Raw genomic sequence first — 20340 nt, forward strand, 5'->3', positions numbered from 1 at the left:
TCGGTCCTGGGTTCCTCGATGACAATTGCGGAAGTATCAGTCACGTGTGCGGGTTCACTCCTCATGTTCGGTGTTCAGTCCGCTCTCCTTGAGAGGCCGGGCAGCCCGGCGCGCGCTGACGGACTCGGTCCAGATACCGGCTTTGCGCTCGGCTTCCAGCTCGGCCCGTGCCGCCGCCTTCGCCTCGCGGCGTTCGATCTGTTCTTCGCGCTTCTGGCCGCGGGTGGGACGGTCGCCAATGTCTGCGAAGCGGACGTCCGTGCCGCGCGGCGAAGCCAGCAGCTCGGCGCCAGCCATCATGGTCGGTTCCCAGTCGAACACCACGCCGTCATCCTCACCGATCACCACGGTGTCGCCGGGCTTGGCGCCCTGCTTGAACAGCTCGGTTTCGACGCCGAGCTTGGCGAGGCGGTCGGCAAGGTAGCCAATGGCTTCCTCGTTGGTGAAGTCCGTCTGCTTGACCCAGCGCACGGGCTTCTCGCCCAGAACGCGGAACAGCGGCTCCAGGTTTTTCTCTTCACGGCGGATCCGGAATCCGGTCTCGTTGACGGCGCGGGGTCGCAGTATTGGTGCGTGCACCTTCGGCGGCGTGGCTGCCACGCTGTCGCGGGCGGCCTTGACGATCTCCGCCATGGCGAAGCCAAGCTGGCGCAGGCCTTCATGGCTCGTGGCTGAAACTTCGAACACACGGTAGCCGCGGGACTCCAGCTCCGGCCGGACAAACTCGGCCATGTCCTTGCCGTCCGGCAGGTCAACCTTGTTCAGTGCCACCAGCCGCGGGCGGTGGTTGAGCGGGACAACTTCGCCGTTCGTGCCGGCGTAGCTCATGTCCACCGCATACTTTTCGAGTTCGGCTTCGATAATTGCGAGGTCCGAGAGCGGATCTCGGTCAGATTCCAGCGTACCGCAGTCCAAAACGTGGACCAAAGCCGCGCAGCGCTCGACGTGGCGGAGGAAGTTGTGGCCTAGGCCCTTGCCTTCACTGGCACCCTCGATGAGTCCCGGGACGTCGGCGATGGTGAAACGGACGTCGCCGGCCTGGACCACGCCCAGGTTGGGGATGAGGGTAGTGAAGGGGTAATCGGCGATCTTGGGGCGGGCGGCAGACATGGCCGCGATCAGGCTGGACTTGCCGGCCGAGGGGAAACCCACCAGGGCAATGTCTGCGATCGACTTGAGCTCCAGGACGATATCCCTGGCATCACCCTCGATGCCGAGCAGGGCGAAGCCTGGCGCCCGGCGCTTCTGCGAGGACAGCGCAGCGTTTCCGAGCCCGCCTTGCCCGCCGGAGGCTGCGACGAATTCCGTGCCCTCGCCCACGAGGTCGGCCAGTACCTGGCCGTCCTTGGTCTTGACGACGGTGCCGTCGGGAACGGGCAGGACCAGGGTCTCGCCGTTCTTGCCGCCGCGCCAGTCACCCATGCCGGGGCCGCCATTGGTGGCGTGCCGGTGCGGTGCGTGGTGGTAGTCGAGCAGCGTGGTGGTCTGCGAGTCAACGCGCAGGATGACGTCGCCGCCGTCGCCGCCGTTGCCGCCGTCAGGTCCGCCGAGCGGCTTGAACTTTTCACGGTGGACGGAGACACAGCCGTGGCCGCCGGTACCGCCGGATACATGCAGTACTACCCGGTCTACAAAGCTCGCCACGGTGAATCTCCTCTATTGCTGAATTCGGCCGTCCTGGACGTCCAAATCGATTGTAATGCGGTTAAAAGAACAGTGGAGCGAGCCATCATGGCCCGCTCCACCGGTTCAGAACTTGTTGTTACTCTGCAGCTGCAGCAGCAACGATGTTGACGACCCGACGGCCGCGGCGCGTGCCGAATTCAACGGCACCTGCCTGCAGTGCGAACAGGGTGTCGTCGCCGCCACGGCCAACGCCTGCACCCGGGTGGAAGTGGGTGCCGCGCTGGCGGACGATGATCTCGCCAGCGGAAACTACCTGGCCGCCGAAGCGCTTTACGCCGAGGTACTGGGCGTTGGAGTCACGACCGTTGCGAGTGGAGCTCGCGCCTTTTTTGTGTGCCATTTGGAATGCCTGCCTTTAATTCTGGAAAAACTGCGGGAAACCTGAACAGTAACCGGAGGTTACTTGATACCGGTGATCTTGACCTTGGTCAGTTCCTGACGGTGACCCTGGCGCTTCTTGTAACCGGTCTTGTTCTTGAACTTCTGGATGACGATCTTCGGACCACGGAGGTCCTGAAGGATCTCAGCCGTCACAGTTACCTTGGCCAGGTCCGCAGCTGCGGAGGTGACCTTGTCACCGTCTACCAGGAGCAGCGCGGGCAGCTCAATCGTGCTGCCAGCTCCACCGGCGACGCGGTTCAGGGTAACGAAGTCTCCAACGGAAACCTTCTCTTGGCGGCCGCCTGCGCGGACAATCGCGTACACCACTTGGGAACTCACTTCTCTCGACGTCTATTACTAAATTTGCGTGCGGAACCCTGGTCCGAAAACTTGGCCTGGTTCGCGCTGTGCCTCAACGCCGTGGATTGCCCGGGGGGAACCCGTGAGCTATCCCAGGAAGAAGTCCGATTGGACGAATCCCGGGTCATAACCCAAGTGTTGGCGTAAGCACCGAAGATCTAGAATACGCTAATTCCGTCGTCGGCCGCAAATGAGGCTGGCACCGGCGGTTCGTACGTGATAGGCGCCACAGAGGCGCTGTTCCGGACATCCGATGCCGTGCGCGACTATCTTACCGGGCGCCGCGCCCAATTCCGTTCAGCTGTGGCGGCTCGGCGCGTCGAAGAATTCCAGCTCGTACCGGCAGGACTGCCGGAACGCGGTGATCATCGCTTCACGCTCCCCCGCCGACGCGGCCCGGCCGGCGTCGTCGGCGATTTCGATGGCCCGCAGCGTCGCGGCAGCGAACTCCTCGTCGGCGTACGTCCGCAGCCATTCAGCGTACGGGTGCCCGGCCGGCGCCCCGGCAGCCACATATTCGGCGTGCAGGGTCTCCCCCACCTCGGCGTACAGCCAGAAGCAAGGCAGGACCGCGGCCACCAGCACCGCGTAGCTGCCACCCGCCGAAGCCGCAAGCAGATGATCGACGTACGCTTTCGTGACCGGGCCAAGCTCTGTCTGCACGGTGCGCGTGCTGAGCCAGTTGCGGTGCAGTTCCGATTCAACCTCCAGGCATTGCTGCGCCGATCGGGCCCAGAACAGCTGCTCGGATTCGGTTGGCGCGAGTGCGCTGGCCCGCGCCAGGACACGGGAGTAGCCGTTGAGGTAGATGGCGTCCTGCGCCAGGTAGTACGCGAATTCCTTCTCCACCAGGGTGCCTTCGGCAAGTCCACGGATGAAGCCCAGGTTGTAAATGACTTCCAGGTCGGCCACGGTCTCAGCGCGCAGCAGTTCAGCGAAGCCGCCCACCCGTTCGGGCTGGGCGAGGTGGTGGAAGTGGTTGATCGGTCCGTTGCCCGCGCCGACCTCCAGCTGCCCGGATGTCCGGAGGGCTCCGGCCAGCCAGGGCTTGACCGCCCGCAATGACGCTTCCCAGTCGCCGAGCCGTGCCTGGGCCGTGGCCATGGCCGAGGAGAGCGAGCACCCGGTGCCGTGGCTGTTCGGCGTGGTGATCCGTTCACCCGCGACCTCCACCACCTCCGCGGACAGCAGCCCGGCCGTGTTCACGAGGGCATCCGGGCAGGTTGAGCCGTTCAGGTGACCGCCTTTGACGAGCACCGTGGCACCGGTCCGGGCCGCGAGCCGCCTGCCCTGGTCAAGGGCGGCGGCCCAGTCCGCGGCTTCCGGTTCCCCGAGCAGCATGGCCAGTTCGGGAAGGTTGGGGGTGATCAGGTCCGCCAGCGGCAGCAGTTCGCCGAGTGCTTCCTCTGCGGACTGCTGAAGGAGGCGGTCACCGCTGGTGGCCACCATCACCGGATCGAGAACCACGACGGCGGGCCGCACCTTTTCGAGCCAGCTGCGGACTGCGGCTATCACCTGGGCATCGCCGAGCATGCCGATCTTCACGGCGTCCACGTCGATGTCGTCGCTGACAGCGTCCAGTTGCGCTGACAGGAAGGACGCCGGCGGAACGTGCACGCCGCGCACGCCGGTGGTGTTCTGCGCGGTCAGGGCGGTTATTGCGGCCATCCCGTAGCCGCCGTGGGCCGCAATACTTTTCAGGTCGGCTTGGATGCCCGCACCGCCGGACGGATCGGAGCCCGCGATGGCAAGGACCCGGGGAACGTCGCGGGAAGTCGGAGCGGCCGGTGCCACGGATTCCAGGAGGGAACCGGCGGCGGATGCTGGTGCGGGCAGGAGCGATGCTGATGACAAGGAAGACATCCCTTCGCCGGTGCTAACCGGACAGGTTCAACGGGTTTGGATCTCAGCCGGCCCGTGCGCGGCACCCCGTGTCAGTCCCCCAGCCTAGCGGTTCGTCCGGCCCAGGACACCGAATTTGACGTTTACGACAGGCTTTGGCGGGCACTGCCTGGAAACCGGAAAGGCCCGGCACCGCAAACGCGGCGCCGGACCTTCATCCGGTGGGCTCAGTCAGAGTCCGTTGTCCTAGAGCTCTGAGGTCTAGAGCTCTGAGGCGGGTACCCCTACTCCCAGGATGATCGGCTCGCTGGCGGGCTGCTGGGTAGCCTTGGACGCTCCCTGCGCATTGCCCGTTTCCGGTGCCTTGGCCTCGTGCGAGTGCCCTGCGGCAGCAGCCGGCGCAACCACGTGGTGTTCCACGGAAGTCTCGTTGGCTGCCCCCTGGGCGCGGCTGGCACTGCGGTTCCGGCGCGGACGTCGGCTCCGGGACGGGGCGGGGCTTTCGGCGGGCTGGCTTTCCGGCTGCTGGCTTTCCGGCCGGGCCGTGGCGGGTGCCTCCTCCGCAGCGACCTTCTCGTCCGCGGGGGCAACCGGAGCACCAAGGTGCGCGAAGGCTTCCTCCAGGCGGTCCAGCGTCAGGGCCGGCGCTTCCTTGACCGGCTCCTCGCTGTGGTCGACGAACGGAAGAATCACCTTTTCACCGCCGAAGGTGAGCACTGCGCCGGGCCGTCCGGAGACGCTCTCCGTTTCCGGAGCGCGGTGCACCACGGGGCTTTCCGGTGCGGCGGCCGCGGGAGCTGCCGGACGGGCGGACTCGCCCGAAGCTGCGGCACTGTGCGCCGCTTCCTCGTGCAGGTGGGCGGCGTGGGCCGCTGCCGCGATGTTGGCCAGGGCGGCACGGGTGGCTTCGGCCTTGGCGTGGCGTTCTGCCTCGGACGGTTCGGGGTGGTGCACGGCAGCAGGGGCGGCCGGTGCAATCTCGGAGGACAGCTGTCCGCCCTTGCCGCGGCGGCGCTTCCGTTCGGACCGGGCAGGGGGCTGTACCTCGGCGCGGTGCACGTGGTGCTCCGCGGCCACGGTGTTGGCACGGCGGTGCTCCACCGGCTCGTCATGGGTGACGACGCCCCGGCCTGCGCATGCCTCACACTGCTCGCCGAAGACTTCCAGGAGGCCGGTGCCCATGCGCTTGCGGGTCATCTGCACGAGTCCCAGGGAGGTCACCTCGGCCACCTGGTGCTTTGTCCGGTCCCGGCCCAGGCATTCCACCAGGCGGCGCAGGACCAGGTCGCGGTTGGATTCCAGCACCATGTCGATGAAGTCGATGACGATGATGCCGCCGATGTCGCGCAGCCGCAGCTGGCGGACAACTTCCTCGGCCGCCTCCAGGTTGTTCTTGGTGACCGTCTCCTCGAGGTTGCCGCCGCTGCCGGTAAATTTGCCGGTGTTGACGTCAACCACCGTCATGGCCTCGGTCCGGTCAATGACCAGCGAGCCGCCGGAGGGCAGGAATACCTTGCGGTCGAGTGCCTTGTGGATCTGCTCGTCAATGCGCCAGGCGGAGAAGATGTCCTCATCCTTGGTCCACTTTTCGAGCCGGCCCACGAGGTCCGGGGCAACGTAGGTGACGTACGCCTCGATGGTGTCCCACGCTTCGTCGCCGGACACGATCAGCTTGGAGAAGTCCTCGTTGAAGACGTCCCGCACAACCTTGATGGTCAGGTCCGGTTCGCCGTACAGCAGTTCCGGTGCGAGCACCTTGGTTGACTTCGCCTGGCTCTCAATCCCCTCCCACTGGGCACGGAGACGGTTAATGTCGTGGGTCAGTTCCTCCTCGGAAGCGCCTTCAGCGGCCGTCCGCACAATGACGCCCGCGTCCTCGGGCAGGCGGTCCTTGAGGATCCGCTTCAGGCGGTTGCGTTCGACGTCGGGCAGCTTGCGGGAGATGCCGGTCATGGAACCGCCGGGCACATACACGAGGTAGCGGCCGGGCAGGGAGATCTGGCTGGTGAGGCGGGCACCCTTGTGGCCGACCGGATCCTTGGTGACCTGGACCAGGACGGAATCGCCGGACTTCAGCGCGTTCTCGATCCGGCGCTGCTTGCCTTCGAGGTTGACGACGTCCCAGTTGACCTCACCGGCGTACAGCACGGCGTTGCGGCCGCGTCCGATGTCGACAAAGGCGGCTTCCATGGACGGCAGGACGTTCTGGACCTTGCCCAGGTAGACGTTGCCGATCAGAGAGTCCTGCTGCGTCTTGGAGACGAAGTGCTCAGCAAGGACGCCGTCTTCCAGGACACCGATCTGGATTCTGTCGTCGCGCTGGCGGACGATCATCTGGCGGTCCACGGACTCCCGGCGGGCCAGGAACTCGGCCTCGGTAATCACGGTGCGGCGGCGGCCGGTGTCCCGCGACTCGCGCCGGCGCTGCTTCTTGGCTTCCAGGCGGGTGGATCCCTTGACACTGGTCACGCGGTTGCTCGCCGGAGCCTCGCTGATGGCCCGCGGGGCGCGGACACGGGTGACAGTGTTGGGGGGATCGTCTTCTCCCCCGCCGGTCAGTTCCAGGTCCTGGTCACCGCGGCGGCGGCGCCGGCGACGGCGGGACGTTACGCCGTCGTCGAGCTGCGCGGCCTCATCTTCGCCGGCTTCGTCAGACTCGTCTGTTCCCTCATCGCCGTCGGTGATCTCGCGGTCGGTCCGGCTGCGGCCGCGGCGGCCGCGGCTGCGCCGCCGGCGGCGGCCCTCGTCCTCGAGCTCGTCCTCGAGGTCCTCGGCTGCCACGTCCTCCTTAGCGGGAGCGGCGGGGCGGATGACCGTGTTCAGGTCAGGGGCCTGGAAGATGATCGATGTCACTGAGGCCGGCTCCAGGAAGAGCGAACCCACGGGCGACTGCCCGGCAGTCTCTTCTTCGGCTTCCTCCTCGGCGGCGGCTTCCTGTGCAGCCGCCGGTTCGGCAGGGGCTGCTTCGGCCGGCGCTGCCTGGGCTGCGGGGGCAGCAGCAGCAGGGGCGGGCACCTCCGTCTGTCCGCCGGACGCCGCTTCAGCGGCAGTCACGGCAGCGGGTGTCCCGGCAGTTTCCGCTGGCTCAGCGGGGCCTTCGGCCGGCTCCGCGGCCTTCGGCTTCGTTGCCCGGCGGCGGCGCACAGGCTTTGACTCGGCAGAAGGTTCCTCGGCGGCCGGCACGGCCTCGGCTGCCGGCTCCGTGGCGGCTGCCTGTCCGCCGGTTTCCTGCGCATCCACTTCGGCCCCGGCTGCTTCCGCAAATGCGGGCAACGGCTCTTCGGCAACCTTCTTCCGGGCGCGGGTCCGGCGCACCGGGGTCTTGGCCGGGGCTTCGGCGCCTTCCGCGACAGCGGGCTCCGCCGCGGCGGCATCAGCGGTTGCAGCCTCCGCCGCGGACTCCGCATCCGCTGCGGTGGCCTTGGGCGCCGCCTTGCGCCGGGTCCTGGTGGCTTTCTTGGGAGCCTCGGCGGCGGCTTCGCCGGCGGCAGCCGGTTCAACATTCTCGGCTATAACCTGGTCATTATCCATATGTGGCAACACTCCTGCCCCTGACATGCCGCCACATTCGGCACCCATTGGGGCACATATTGTCAAAACCCGCAGGCATTGACAGAAGTCAATTGGATACCAGCAGGCTCGCACCGGCAGTGGGGTGCGGCAGGCCTGACAGGCCGGCGGGATTGTTACTGGAACCCGTTGTTTCTGACAACCACAACCAGGTGCCGTCCAATGGAAGCTGGGAGGCTGGATCTTCTTTCCGAAGCCTGCACCAGTGCTCATTGGCGGTCTTGGGAACAAGCCACCGGACTGGAGTTCGAATGTGGTTCGCGCTCCAGCCACGTTTATTCTCTCATATTGCTGTTCAAATACGCTGTAATTGTGTGACAGACCCGGTCAAGGCGATCCGTGGAAGTGAGTACAGACTGCCTCAAGCCGGCGGCGATACAATCTGGGCAGGAGCACCCCACACAAAGGACGCCATCCCATGCCACGCATATCGCCTTCCACAGGCACGGACTACGACCAGGACCACCAGGACGGTGCCGGGCCCGCCGCGGCTTCGGCCGGTGCCGCCCTGCCGGCCATGACACGCGACCGCCCCTTCGGCTGGCTGCTGGTCATTACCGGCGTCGTGGGCTGGCTGGCATCCGGCATCCTGGTGCTGGAAAAGCTGGAGGTCCTCAAGGATCCCAACCACGCCACCGTCTGCGACGTGAACCCCTGGATCTCCTGCGGGCAGGTCATGCAGACGTGGCAGAGTTCAGTCTTCGGCTTCCCGAACATGTTCATCGGAATTGTTGCCTTCGCCATCACCACCACCGTGGGAATGGCCCTGCTGGCCGGTGCGCGGTTCGAACGCTGGTACTGGCTCGGGCTGCAGGCGGGCATCACCCTCGGCTTCATCTTCGTGGTGTGGCTGTGGTCCCAGGCGCTGTACTCCATCCGCATCCTGTGCCCGTTCTGCATGGTTGTCTGGGCCGCAATGATTCCGCTCTTTGTCTGGGTGACCGTGCGGAACGTGGTCCACGGCGTGATTCCGGCGCCGGCGGGCCTGGCCCGGCTCCTGGGCGACTCGGGCTGGATCATCTCGGCGCTGCTCTACGTTGCCGTGGCTGCGACCATCTTCTTCGCCTTCATCCAGGTGTTCGCCGGCACCTCAGGCTTCTAGCAGCGCGAACGGACAGTTAAGCCCCCGCGGATCAGCGCGAACGTACAGTTGTGGCCCCCCACTTCGAGGAGTGAGGGGCCACAACTGTACGTTCGCGCTTACTTGCCGGCGCGCTTAACCTCCCGGAAAGCTCAGGCCTGGAACCAGATCTTGATTTCGCGCTCGGCCGAGTCCACCGAGTCCGAGCCGTGGACGAGGTTCTGCTGGACCTTCAGGCCCCAGTCGCGGCCGAAGTCGCCGCGGATGGTTCCGGGGGCCGCCGTCGTGGGGTCGGTGGTGCCGGCCAGCGACCGGAAGCCTTCGATGACGCGGTGGCCTTCGAAGATCGCCGCCACCACGGGGCCGCTGAGCATGAACTCCACGAGCGGCTCGTAGAACGGCTTGCCCACGTGCTCCTCGTAGTGCTGCTCGAGCAGTTCCCGGCTGGCGTTGGTCTTCTTGAGTTCGGCCAGGGTGTAGCCCTTGGCTTCGATCCGCTTGAGGATTTCGCCCGTCAGGTTGCGGGTGACGCCGTCCGGCTTGATCAGGACAAGGGTGCGCTCAATGCTCACAGTTGCTCCAAAGGGTTGGTTGTGGGTTTCGACGGTAAGTCTACGGGGTCTGGCCGGTGCCTTCATTGCCGGCGGCGTCCGGGTGGGCGGCCTCCCACTCGGCCTGCTCGCGGTCCCGCTGGGCGGACTCGCGGTCAATCCGGATGCCGGCCCGGATGCCGTACCACCAGGCGAGGGCGAACAGCGCGCCGACGAGGAACATCATGGGTTCCGCGAAGCCGCTGAGGATGAGCACCAGCTGCAGGATCCAGCCCAGCCCCACGCCCCACGGCCTGGACAGCACGGCGCAGGCCAGGATCAGCACCACGCTCAGGCCGATGCCCACAGAGAGGATCAGCGCCGGGGAGATCTCGGCACGGCGCAGGCCGAACACCGCCAGCGTGGCGAAGAAGACCACGAAGGCCTCCAGCAGCAGGACCGTCGAGGCGAACATGACCTTGGTGGAGCGGCGCTTCTTGGGCATCCCCGGGCGCCATTCACGCTGGGCCTTTGTCAGCCGCGCCATCAGGTGGCCGCCTTGCCAAGCAGGATGCGGGCATCCGCCACCAGCGTGATCGACCCCGTCACCAGCACGCCGCCGGCGAGGTCGTCATTGGCTTCGGCGCGCTCAACGGCCCACTCCAGTGCGTCGTCCAGCTTCTCGGCGATGTGCACGTTTTCCTCGCCGAAGCCGAGGTCGACCGCGAGTTCCGCCAGTTCCGCTGCAGGCACCGCCCGCGGCGAGTTGGACTGGGTGAAGCAGAATTCCTGGGCGAGGCCGCCCAGTGATTCCTTCAGCTGGCGCAGGATCTCCTCGGCGTCCTTTTCCTTGAGCACGCCCACCACGACCACCAGCTTGCTGAAGCTGAAAGCCTCCTGGATTGCCTCGGCCGAGGCCCGGATGCCGTCCGGGTTATGGGCAGCGTCCACGATGATGGTGGGGGCTGTCCGCACGACTTCCAGCCGGCCCGGGGACGAAACGGTGGCGAAAGCCTCCTGCAGGACCTCCAGGGACAGCTCCTTCTCGCCGCCGCCCAGGAATGCCTCCAGCGCGGCCACGGCAACGGCGGCGTTCTCGGCCTGGTGGGCACCGTGCAGCGGGACCATGAGGTCCGGATAGCGCCCGGCCAGGCCTTGGACGGTCACCATCTGGCCGCCGACAGCGACCTGCCGGGACTCGACGCCGAATTCCACGCCTTCGAAGCGGAACGGCACCTGCACCTCTTTGGCCTTCTCGAGCAGGACCTGTGCGGCATCCAGCGGCTGCGCGGCGCTGACGAGGAAGCCGCCGGGCTTGATGATGCCGGCCTTCTCGTAGGCGATGTCCTCGGTGGTGTCACCCAGCAGGTCGGTGTGGTCGAGCGAGATGGGTGTCACCACGGACACCTGGCCGTCGCCGACGTTGGTGGCGTCGGTGATGCCGCCGAGGCCCACCTCCATGATCGCCACATTGACCGGCTGGTCGGCGAACACGGCGAAGGCCAGGATGGTCAGGCACTCGAAGTAGGTCAGCCGGGGCTGGCCCTCGGCAGTGAGTTCCTCGTCCACGATCTGCAGGTAGGGCCGGATCTCGTCCCAGATGCGCACGAACGTCTCGTCGGACACGGGCGCGCCGTCCAGGCTGATGCGTTCCGTCACCTTGGACAGGTGGGGGCTGGTGTAGCGCCCGGTGCTGAGACCGTGGGCTCGCAGGCCCGCCTCGATCATCCGGGCCGTTGACGTTTTTCCGTTGGTGCCGGTGATGTGGATGATCGGGTAGGCCTTGTTCGGCTCCCCCAGCACATCCATGGCGCGGAACAGCGGCGCAAGCCGGGGCTCCATCTTGTTTTCCGGCGCCCGGCCCAGCAGCTCGGCGTAGACGCTCTCCACGGAGAACTCGTCGGTCATGTCTCAGGCCCCCACTTTTTCGACGGTGATACGCGGTTCCGCGGCGTCGGCCGGCACGGCCTCCAGCTCGAGCGTCAGCGTTTCGGTCTTCACCAGCTCGGCGTTCGCCAGCAGGGCGTCGATGACGTTCTGCGCGGCGTTCACGGTGGTCCGGATCCGGTCGCTCACGTTCAGCGCCGCGTCCTTGCGCGCCTGCTGGATGGCGCGGACCATGTCACGCGCCAGGCCTTCGGCCTCGAGCTCGGGAGTGACCTCGGTGTTGAGGACCACGAAGCCGCCGGTGGGCAACACTGCGGCAGCAGAAGACGCCGTTGCGGAGCCGCCGCCGGACTCTGCCACCACCGTCTCCAGCGTGTACTCCTGCGGTTCCAGCTCAAGGCCGCCCGCGGTGACCACACCGGCGTCGGAGACGGACCAGTCGCCAGACTTGGAACCCTTGATGGCCAGCTGCACGTTCTTGCCGAGGCGCGGGCCGGCGGCACGGGCATTGACCACGAGTTTCTGCTCGATGCCGAACTCCTCCGGGGAGGCGCTGGCGGCGTCCAGCAGGCGGACCGAGCGCAGGTTCAGTTCGTCGGCGACGACGGCGGCAAAGCCTTCCAGCGTATCTGCCCCGGGTGCCACGACAGTGAGTTCCTGCAGCGGCAGGCGCACGCGCAGGTTGGCGGCCTTCCGCAGCGAGGAGCCGGTGGAGCAGATCTGCTGCACGCGGTCCATCGCCTCGACCAGGCCGGCGTCGGCCGGGAACAGCCCGGCGTCCGGCCAGTCGGCCAGGTGCACGGAGCGCCCGCCGGTGAGGCCGCGCCAGATCTCCTCGGAGACGAGCGGCAGCAGCGGGGCGGCCACGCGGCACACGGCCTCAAGGGCGGTGTACAGGGCGTCGAAGGCGTCCGCGTTCTCGTCGAAGAAGCGCTGGCGGCTGCGGCGGACGTACCAGTTGGTGAGCATGTCCAGGTAGCTGCGCAGCTCGTCGCAGGCCCCGGAGATGTCGTACGTGTCCAGCTGTGCGGTCATGTTCCGGACGAGGTCGCCGGTGTTGGCCAGCAGATACTGATCGAGGGTGTCGGCGTAACCGTCGTAGCGGAGCTTCGCATCATAGCCGCGGCCGCCGTCCGCGGCGTTCGTGTACAGCGTGAAGAAGCTGTACACGTTCCACAGCGGCAGGATGACCTGGCGGACGCCGTCGCGGATGCCCTGCTCGGTGACCACCAGGTTGCCGCCGCGCAGGATCGGGCTGGACATGAGGAACCAGCGCATGGCGTCGGATCCGTCGCGGTCCAGCACTTCGGAAACGTCCGGGTAGTTGCGCAGGCTCTTGGACATCTTCTGGCCGTCGGAGCCCAGCACGATGCCGTGGCTGATGACGTTCCGGAAGGCCGGCCGGTCAAACAGCGCAGTGGACAGGATGTGCAGCATGTAGAACCAGCCGCGGGTCTGTCCGATGTATTCCACGATGAAGTCGGCCGGGTTGTGGGTGTCGAACCAGGCCTCGTTCTGGAACGGGTAGTGCACCTGGCCGTAGGGCATGGAGCCGGAGTCGAACCAGACGTCCAGCACGTCCTCCACCCGGCGCATGACCGACTGGCCCTCTTCGGGGGTGCGGGGGTCGTCCGGGTTGGGCCGGGTCAGTTCGTCGATGAACGGCCGGTGCAGGTCCACCTGGCCGTCCTTGTTCAGCGGCAGCCGGCCGAAATCAGCCTCGATTTCCGCAAGGGAGCCGTACACGTCCGTGCGCGGGTACTCGGGATCGCTGGACTGCCAGACCGGGATGGGGCTGCCCCAGTAACGGTTGCGGCTGATGGACCAGTCGCGGGCGTTGGCGAGCCACTTGCCGAACTGGCCGTCCTTGACGTTGCCGGGGATCCAGTTGATCTCCTGGTTCAGCTCGGACATCCGGTCGCGGAACTTCGTGACCTCGACGTACCAGGAGGAGACGGCGCGGTAGATCAGGGGGTTGCGGCAGCGCCAGCAATGCGGGTAGCTGTGCTCGTAGCTGGCCTGGCGGACCAGGCGGCCCTGGGCGCGAAGCACCTGGGTGATGGGCTTGTTGGCGTCGAAGACCTGCAGCCCGACGATGTCGTGCAGGTCGCCGTGGGCGAACAGGTGCAGGAACTTGGCGCCCTCGTCCACGGAGAGGACCACGGGGATGCCCGCTTCCTCGCAGACCTTCTGGTCGTCCTCACCGTAGGCCGGGGCCTGGTGGACGATGCCGGTGCCGTCCGTGGTGGTGACGTAATCCGCCACGAGGAACTGCCAGGCGTTCTGGGTGCCGTACTTTTCCGTGTCCGCGAAGTCGTGCCACAGCGGCTCGTAGGTGAGGCCTTCGAGCTCGGCGCCGGTGTGGGTGGATGTGACAGCGGCGGCCGCAGCCGCGGCGCCAGCTGCACCATCACCGTACCCCAGGTCCTTCGCGTAAGTGCCCAGCAGGTCCTCGGCGAGCAGGAAGCTTCCGGTGACCGGCGCCTCCGCCGAGGCGGCCTTGACGCCATTCGGTCCGGCGGGCAGCACGGCGTAGCTGATGGAAGGCCCGACGGCGAGCGCCAGGTTGGTGGGCAGCGTCCAGGGCGTGGTGGTCCAGGCGAGCGCCTGCACGCCGGCCAGCTGCCGGGAGAGTTCGGATTCCCCTGACTTGATCGGGAACGTCACGGTGACCGTCTGGTCTTGGCGGTTCTTGTAGACGTCGTCGTCCATGCGCAGCTCATGGTTGGACAGCGGCGTCTCGTCCTTCCAGCAGTACGGCAGCACGCGGTAGCCGTTGTAGGTCAGGCCCTTCTCGTGCAGCTGCTTGAAAGCCCAGAGCACGGACTCCATGTACTCGACGTTGAGCGTCTTGTAGTCGTTGTCGAAGTCCACCCAGCGGGCCTGGCGGGTGACGTATGCCTGCCACTCGTTGGCGTACTTCATCACGGAGGCGCGGCAGGCGTCGTTGAACTTGTCGATGCCCATGGCCTCGATCTGGGTCTTGTCCGTCATGCCCAGCTGCTTCATGGCTTCCAGCTCGGCGGGAAGGCCGTGGGTGTCCCAGCCGAAGCGGCGTTCAACGCGCTTGCCGCGCTGGGTCTGGTAGCGGCCCACCAGGTCCTTGGCGTAGCCGGTCAGCAGGTGGCCGTAGTGCGGCAGGCCGTTGGCGAAGGGCGGGCCGTCGTAGAAGACGAACTCGTTGCTGCCGGGGGCACCGCCGGGAAGGTCGGCACTGCGCTGGTCGATGCTTGCCTGGAAGGTGCCGTCCTCGTCCCAGTACTTGAGGATCCGCTCTTCGATCTCCGGAAACTTCACGGAGGCGGACACTCCTGCGGAGGAGCCTGGACCGGACGGGGCTGCTGAGGCCTTGGGGTAATACGTCATCTCGACATCCTGGGTTGAGCTGGTGAACAAGTGGATCATTCAGGATGCGAGGACGGCGCGTGCACAGTCAGAACGACTGCACCGGCACCGCGGTACCACCTCACTTACCGGCACCGAAGCTCCCAAGGGAGTGTCGGCGTCGGCCGCTCATTGCTGCTGTGACGGGCTTACCCGTCCGGTTCTACTGGCCCTGGCCTGCAACGCGGGCCGGGTGTTCTTCCGGAAGCTCACCGGTGATGGCCGGGTCAAAGCTGCTGGCTCCAGTCTAACTGCTGTGGCCGCGGCGGCCATAACCATGGGCGCCCCCCGGCCTAGACTCGATCCATGACTGCTTCGGCCAGGGTGTTGGCGCTCTGCATTCTCCTGCCGCTCGCATCGCTTTCGGTCTTTCGTGCCATCCCGGCCGAGTGGCCCACACAGGTGGTCCAGCTGCTGTCGTTCACGCCGTGGCTGGTGATTCCTGCCGCCCTTGCACTGGTTCTGGCATTGCTGGGCCGGCGGCTCTTGGTCACGGCCGCTGCCGTACTGCTCCTCGGGGCCCAGCTCTTCTGGTTGTGGGCCCCGGACGCGGGCCGGGCGGACACTGCAGAAACGGGTGCCGGGCGGGCGGGCGCCGGCGCGTCCGGTCCCCGCGACACCGTTCCGCTGACGGTGATGAGCATCAATTCCCGCTTCGGCAAGGCCGACGCCGCCGAGATCGTCAGGCTTGTACGGGACAACGGGGTGGGACTGCTCGCCATCCAGGAGCACACCCAGGCACTGGAGGACCGGCTGGCCGCAGAGGGGCTGGGGAGCCTCCTTGCCCACCGGCTCAGCAGCCCCAGGGAGAACGGATCCGGCAGCGCCACGTACTCACAACACCCCATCCAGGCCATCGGGCTGATTCCCGACACTCCGTTCCAGATCCCAAGCTTCCGGCTGACACTGCCCGTTGCCGGTGACGGCAGGGATGTCCAAGGCAGTGCGGGTCCTGGCAACACCCGCACTGGCAGCGCAGCCGCCACGCTTCAGGTCACCAACGTGCACACCCTCCCGCCGGTGGACGTCCGGGTCGGGCAGTGGCGCAGCGACCTGGAATCGCTGGGCCGGCCGGTGGCGCGCAACGGGGCGGACGGCCAGGGCAACCACCTGCTGCTCGGCGACTTCAACGCCACATTCGACCACTCCGAGTTCCGCAGACTTCTCGACGGCGGCCCGGGCGGCCGGAAGCTGGTGGACGTCGGCACGGCATCCGGTGCGCGGTTCACGCCCACGTGGCCGATGGACGGCCAGCTACTCCCCGGCATCACCATCGACCACCTGGTCACCAGTCCGCACATTCCGGCGTCCGGCTATGCCGTGCACCGCGTTGCCTGGACGGACCACGCGGCGGTGCTGGCCACGCTGGACGTCCCCGCTGCGGGTTAGCCGGCTCAGGCCTGCTTGCGGATCAGCTTGAAGGTCGAGGCCTGCGCCACCGGCCGGATGACGATCTGGTCGAGGTTCACGTGGTGCGGTGCGCTCACGGCGTAGCGCACCACATCGGCCACGTCCCCGGCGGTGAGCGGCTTCTCCACGCCCTGGTACACCTTGCTGGCCGCCTGCGCGTCACCCAGCCGGTTGAGGGCGAACTCCTCGGTCTGGACCAGGCCGGGTGCAACCTCGATGACCCGGACGTTGTGCTCGGCCTCTTCCAGCCGCAACGCCCCGGTCAGGGCATGCTGGGCGAACTTGGCAGCGTTGTAGCCGCCGCCGCCTTCATAGGCATCCAGTCCGGCCGTGGACGTCAGGTTCAGGACCGTGCCCTCGCCGTTCTCGCGCAGCATCGGCAGGAAGGCACGGGTGAGCTTCATGGTGCCGAGCACGTTCACGCGGTACATCCACTCCCAGTCGTCGGTCACGGCCTGGCCCACACGGTCCGCTCCGCGCGCACCGCCGGCGATATTGACCAGCGTGTCGATCCCGCCGGCGGAGGTCACCTCTGCCAGCAGGCGGGCCACGTCAGCGTCCTCGGCGATGTCCGCGGCCAAGGCGACGGCGCCTGTCTCCGATTCCAGCGCGGCCAGCCGTTCCTGACGGCGGGCGACGGCGTACACGGTCCAGCCGTCGGCACGGAGCGCGCGCACGGTGGCCTCGCCAATGCCGGAGCTGGCTCCCGTCACGAGGGCGGCTTTGCTGGTGGACACGTCAGAGCTTGGGGAAACCTCAGTCATGGCACCACCCTAGCGCCAACCGTTCGCGGGCCAGCCCAATGTCTACTTCCGCGAACCGCTCACTTTCCCGGACCGTGTGCTGCCAGGAACTCCAGCAGAACCCTGGCATGGTTCACCTCCGGATCCCGGGCCGCGTAGAGCAGTGTCACCTTCCCGTGCTTCGCGGCCAGTTCCAGGAGCTGATCCACCGCCGGATTGCCCGCAAGTTCGTCCTCGTACCGGGCGCGGAAATCCTCAAACCGCTCCTGCATATGGGCGAACTCCTGCCGGAGCGGCGGGGACGGGGCAACTTCCTTGAGCCACAGCTCCAGCCGGGCACGTTCCTTACTGACCCCGCGCGGCCAGAGCCTGTCCACCAGAACCCGGCAGCCGTCGTCGTCCGCGGGTTCCTCATAGATGCGTTTGACCGCAAAGGAGGCGTCTGCTTTGGTCATAGGCCGCATGCTACTCCCGGCGTTGGGCAGCGGGCAGGCACTTCAGGGCAGGAAACAAATGCCCGGCATGAAACAATTGCGTCATGGCTGAATCAACGCAGGGTACAGACACGCCCGCCACCGCCCCCATCAACGTTCCCGACAAGCCGGCCCTGGAAGGCCTCGAGGCTGCCCTTACGCAGCGCTGGCTCGAGGAAGGAACCTACCGGTTCGACCCGGACACCACCCGGGAACAGGTCTACTCGATCGACACTCCCCCGCCCACCGCATCCGGATCCCTCCACGTGGGCCACATGTTCTCCTTCACGCAGACCGACGTGCAGGCCCGGTACATGCGCATGACCGGCAAGAACGTCTTCTACCCCATGGGCTGGGACGACAACGGCCTGCCCACCGAGCGCCGCGTCCAGAACTACTACGGTGTCCGTTGCGATCCCGCCATCCCGTACAACCCGGATTACCAGCCGCCGGCCCAGCCGGCAAAGAACCAGCGGGACTTCGACGTCGTCTCACGGCAGAACTTCATCGAACTGTGTGAAGAGCTGGCCGTCGAGGACGAGAAGGTCTTCGAGAACCTGTTCCAGACCCTCGGCCTGTCCGTCGACTGGAACCTCACCTACCGCACCATCGACGACACCTCCCGGGCCGTCTCCCAGCGCGCGTTCCTCGCCAACCTGGCCGCCGGCGATGCCTACATGGCTGAGGCCCCCACCCTCTGGGACGTCACGTTCCGCACCGCCGTGGCACAGGCCGAGCTCGAGGACCGCGAGGTTCCCGGCGCGTACTACCGCTACCCGTTCTTCACTGCCGACGGCGAGAAGATCTTCATCGAGACGACCCGTCCCGAACTGCTCGCTGCCTGCGCCGCCCTGGTGGCAAACCCCGACGACGAGCGGTACCAGCCGCTGTTCGGCAAGACCGTAAAGTCCCCCCTGTTCGACGTCGAACTGGAGGTCAAGGCCCACCCGCTGGCCAAGGCGGACAAGGGCTCGGGCATCGCGATGGTCTGCACCTTCGGTGATCTGACCGACGTGACCTGGTGGCGCGAACTCCAGCTTCCCACCCGCGCGATCGTCGGCCGAGACGGCCGCATCCTCGCCGAGACTCCGGAGTGGATCACCACGGATGCCGGCCGCGAGGCCTACGCCGCGATCGCCGGCAAGACGGTCTTCTCCGCCAAGGAGGCCGTGGTGGAACTCCTCACGGCAGCGGACCTGCTCGACGGAGAGCCCAAGAAGATCACCCACCCGGTGAACTTCTTCGAGAAGGGTGACAAGCCCCTCGAGGTGGTCACGTCCCGGCAGTGGTACATCCGCAACGGCGGCCGCGACGAGGACCGCCGCGAACGCCTGATCGGCCGCGGGCAGGACATCGATTTCCACCCGTCCTTCATGCGCTCCCGCTACGAGAACTGGATCGCCGGCCTCAACGGTGACTGGCTGGTCTCCCGCCAGCGCTTCTTCGGCGTGCCGATCCCGGTCTGGTACCCGCTGGACGCCCAGGGCAACCCGGACTACGACAACCCGGTCCTGCCGTCCGACGACCTGCTGCCGGTGGACCCCGCGGCCGACGCCGCACCGGGGTACGACGAATCCCAGCGCGACCAGCCCAACGGCTTCACCGGTGACGCCGACGTGCTGGACACGTGGGCCACCTCCTCCCTGACCCCGCAGATCGTGGGCGGCTGGAGCCGGGACGAGGACCTGTTCGCCAAGGTGTTCCCGTTCGACCTGCGCCCGCAGGGACACGACATCATCCGCACCTGGCTGTTCTCCTCCGCCGTCCGCGCCGACGCCCTGCAGGACGTCGCGCCGTGGAAGCATGCGGCCATCTCCGGCTGGATCCTGGATCCGGACCGCAAGAAGATGTCCAAGTCCAAGGGCAACGTGGTGGTGCCGACGGACGTCCTGAACGAGTACGGCTCCGACGCCGTCCGCTACTGGGCCGCCTCCGCACGCCTGGGCGCCGACACCGCCTACGAGATCGCCCAGATGAAGATCGGCCGCCGCCTGGCCATCAAGCTGCTGAACGCCTCGAAGTTCGTCCTGAACCTTGGCGCAACGGAGAACTCGGTGGTCTCCACGGACCTGTCAGTCCTCAGCAACCCCTTGGACCGTGCACTTTTGGCGCAGCTCTCGGACGTCGTGGCCCAGGCCACCAAGGCGTTCGACAACTACGACTATGCCCGGGCGCTGCAGATCAGCGAATCGTTCTTCTGGCAGTTCACCGACGACTACGTGGAGCTGATCAAGGACCGCGCCTACGGTGCCGCCGGCGAGACCGAGCAGGCCTCTGTGCTCGCTGCCCTGGCCACCACACTGGATTCGCTGCTGCGGCTCTTTGCGCCGTTCCTGCCCTTCGCCACCGAAGAGGTCTGGAGCTGGTGGCGGACCGGCTCCGTGCACCGCGCCGCCTGGCCGGCGCCGCTGGAGATCACCGACGGCGACACCGGCATGCTGGGCACCGTGGGCGTTGCGCTCAGCGGCATCCGGAAGGCCAAGTCCGAGGCCAAGGTCAAGCAGCGCACCGAAGTCCTGTCGGCGACCATCACGGCCCCGGAGTCGCTCGTGGCCCAGCTTCAGGCCGGGCTCGCGGACCTCAAGGCCGCGGCCAACGCGCAGGAGATCACCCTCAACACGGGCGAGGATGAGCTTACCGTGAGCGACGTGGAACTGGCACCCGCCGAGGAGCCGGCCCAGGCCTAAGAAAAAGCACAGGCCTAAGAAAGGTAGGGCCCTGAATCAGGGCAAAGGGGAAGCCCCATCAGCGTTTTGCCGTTGGTGGGGCTTCGACTTTTCGGCTGTCTGGTGACATCTTTGACAGTCTGGCAAGATCCTCGGAAATTTCAGGTCTTCCTACCTTGTCACTGGTAGCCTGCTTCTAACTTTGCCGAAGGCTGCGTTGGAAGCATGTCACTGAATCTTTGGTTCTTGCGTCCCGCTTCTTTCGAAGTGGGTAAGTCCTATACTTGTCCTCCGGTCCCGGATGCGCAAGAGCCCCGGAAGAACTAC

The 20340-nt window shown here is 66.7% G+C and carries 14 protein-coding genes and 1 riboswitch; of the genes, 3 read left to right on the forward strand and 11 right to left on the reverse strand.

Going from position 1 to position 20340, the window contains the following annotated elements; all coding sequences use genetic code 11:
• Nucleotides 1–54 precede the first annotated feature (54 nt).
• The 5 genes from obgE to AC5RWD_RS09840 form a co-directional block, all read right to left on the reverse strand.
• Nucleotides 55–1644: a GTPase ObgE gene (obgE, locus tag AC5RWD_RS09820; RefSeq protein ID WP_494019831.1), complete on the reverse strand. Its 1590-nt coding sequence runs from the start codon at nt 1642–1644 to the stop codon at nt 55–57.
• A gap of 118 nt (nt 1645–1762) precedes the next feature.
• The gene (rpmA, locus tag AC5RWD_RS09825; protein WP_003803426.1) at nt 1763–2026 is read right to left on the reverse strand and encodes a 50S ribosomal protein L27; all 264 of its coding nucleotides are present in this window, start codon (nt 2024–2026) and stop codon (nt 1763–1765) included.
• A 59-nt stretch (nt 2027–2085) separates the two neighbouring features.
• Nucleotides 2086–2394, reverse strand: coding sequence for a 50S ribosomal protein L21 (gene rplU, locus AC5RWD_RS09830; protein ID WP_003803420.1), 309 nt, complete (start codon nt 2392–2394; stop codon nt 2086–2088).
• A gap of 330 nt (nt 2395–2724) precedes the next feature.
• Nucleotides 2725–4290: a bifunctional hydroxymethylpyrimidine kinase/phosphomethylpyrimidine kinase gene (gene thiD, locus AC5RWD_RS09835; RefSeq protein ID WP_494019832.1), complete on the reverse strand. Its 1566-nt coding sequence runs from the start codon at nt 4288–4290 to the stop codon at nt 2725–2727.
• Nucleotides 4273–4369, reverse strand: a riboswitch (TPP riboswitch). (Overlaps the previous gene by 18 nt.)
• A 161-nt stretch (nt 4370–4530) precedes the next feature.
• A complete protein-coding gene (locus tag AC5RWD_RS09840) occupies nt 4531–7800 on the reverse strand; it encodes an Rne/Rng family ribonuclease (RefSeq protein WP_494019833.1) in 3270 nt (1089 codons plus the stop codon).
• Nucleotides 7801–8257: 457 nt separating this feature from the next.
• Here AC5RWD_RS09840 and AC5RWD_RS09845 point away from each other — a divergent pair, with 457 nt between their 5' ends.
• Nucleotides 8258–8941 (forward strand): vitamin K epoxide reductase family protein, encoded by a 684-nt coding sequence (locus AC5RWD_RS09845; protein ID WP_494019834.1) that lies wholly within the window; start codon nt 8258–8260, stop codon nt 8939–8941.
• Between the two features lie 131 nt (nt 8942–9072).
• Here the strand turns inward: AC5RWD_RS09845 and ndk are convergent, their stop codons facing one another.
• From ndk to ileS, 4 genes are read right to left on the reverse strand one after another with little or no spacing between them, the layout of a single operon-like run.
• A complete protein-coding gene (gene ndk / locus AC5RWD_RS09850) occupies nt 9073–9492 on the reverse strand; it encodes a nucleoside-diphosphate kinase (RefSeq protein ID WP_003803412.1) in 420 nt (139 codons plus the stop codon).
• 40 nt (nt 9493–9532) lie between these two features.
• Complete coding sequence (locus AC5RWD_RS09855; protein WP_494019835.1) at nt 9533–9997, reverse strand: DUF4233 domain-containing protein; 465 nt, start codon at nt 9995–9997, stop codon at nt 9533–9535.
• Entirely contained in the window at nt 9997–11358 is a 1362-nt protein-coding gene (locus tag AC5RWD_RS09860) for a bifunctional folylpolyglutamate synthase/dihydrofolate synthase (protein WP_494019836.1), read from the reverse strand. The genes AC5RWD_RS09855 and AC5RWD_RS09860 overlap by 1 nt, the downstream gene beginning before the upstream one ends.
• Before the next feature lie 3 nt (nt 11359–11361).
• Nucleotides 11362–14703 (reverse strand): isoleucine--tRNA ligase, encoded by a 3342-nt coding sequence (gene ileS, locus AC5RWD_RS09865; protein WP_494019837.1) that lies wholly within the window; start codon nt 14701–14703, stop codon nt 11362–11364.
• 324 nt (nt 14704–15027) lie between these two features.
• Between ileS and AC5RWD_RS09870 the strand changes: the two genes are divergently transcribed.
• A complete protein-coding gene (locus AC5RWD_RS09870; RefSeq protein WP_494019838.1) occupies nt 15028–16110 on the forward strand; it encodes an endonuclease/exonuclease/phosphatase family protein in 1083 nt (360 codons plus the stop codon).
• Nucleotides 16111–16115: 5 nt separating this feature from the next.
• On the opposite strand, the gene AC5RWD_RS09875 is transcribed toward AC5RWD_RS09870, so the two are convergent.
• Nucleotides 16116–16895 carry an SDR family oxidoreductase gene (locus tag AC5RWD_RS09875; protein WP_494019839.1) on the reverse strand — a complete coding sequence of 260 codons (780 nt, stop codon included), beginning with the start codon at nt 16893–16895 and terminating at the stop codon, nt 16116–16118.
• A 59-nt stretch (nt 16896–16954) separates the two neighbouring features.
• Entirely contained in the window at nt 16955–17329 is a 375-nt protein-coding gene (locus tag AC5RWD_RS09880; RefSeq protein ID WP_494019840.1) for a DUF488 domain-containing protein, read from the reverse strand.
• An 83-nt stretch (nt 17330–17412) separates the two neighbouring features.
• On the opposite strand from AC5RWD_RS09880, the gene valS reads away from it, so the two are divergent.
• Nucleotides 17413–20034 carry a valine--tRNA ligase gene (gene valS, locus AC5RWD_RS09885; protein WP_494019841.1) on the forward strand — a complete coding sequence of 874 codons (2622 nt, stop codon included), beginning with the start codon at nt 17413–17415 and terminating at the stop codon, nt 20032–20034.
• The last annotated feature ends 306 nt before the right edge of the window (nt 20035–20340 follow it).

The organism is Arthrobacter sp. CMU6, from assembly GCF_059090205.1.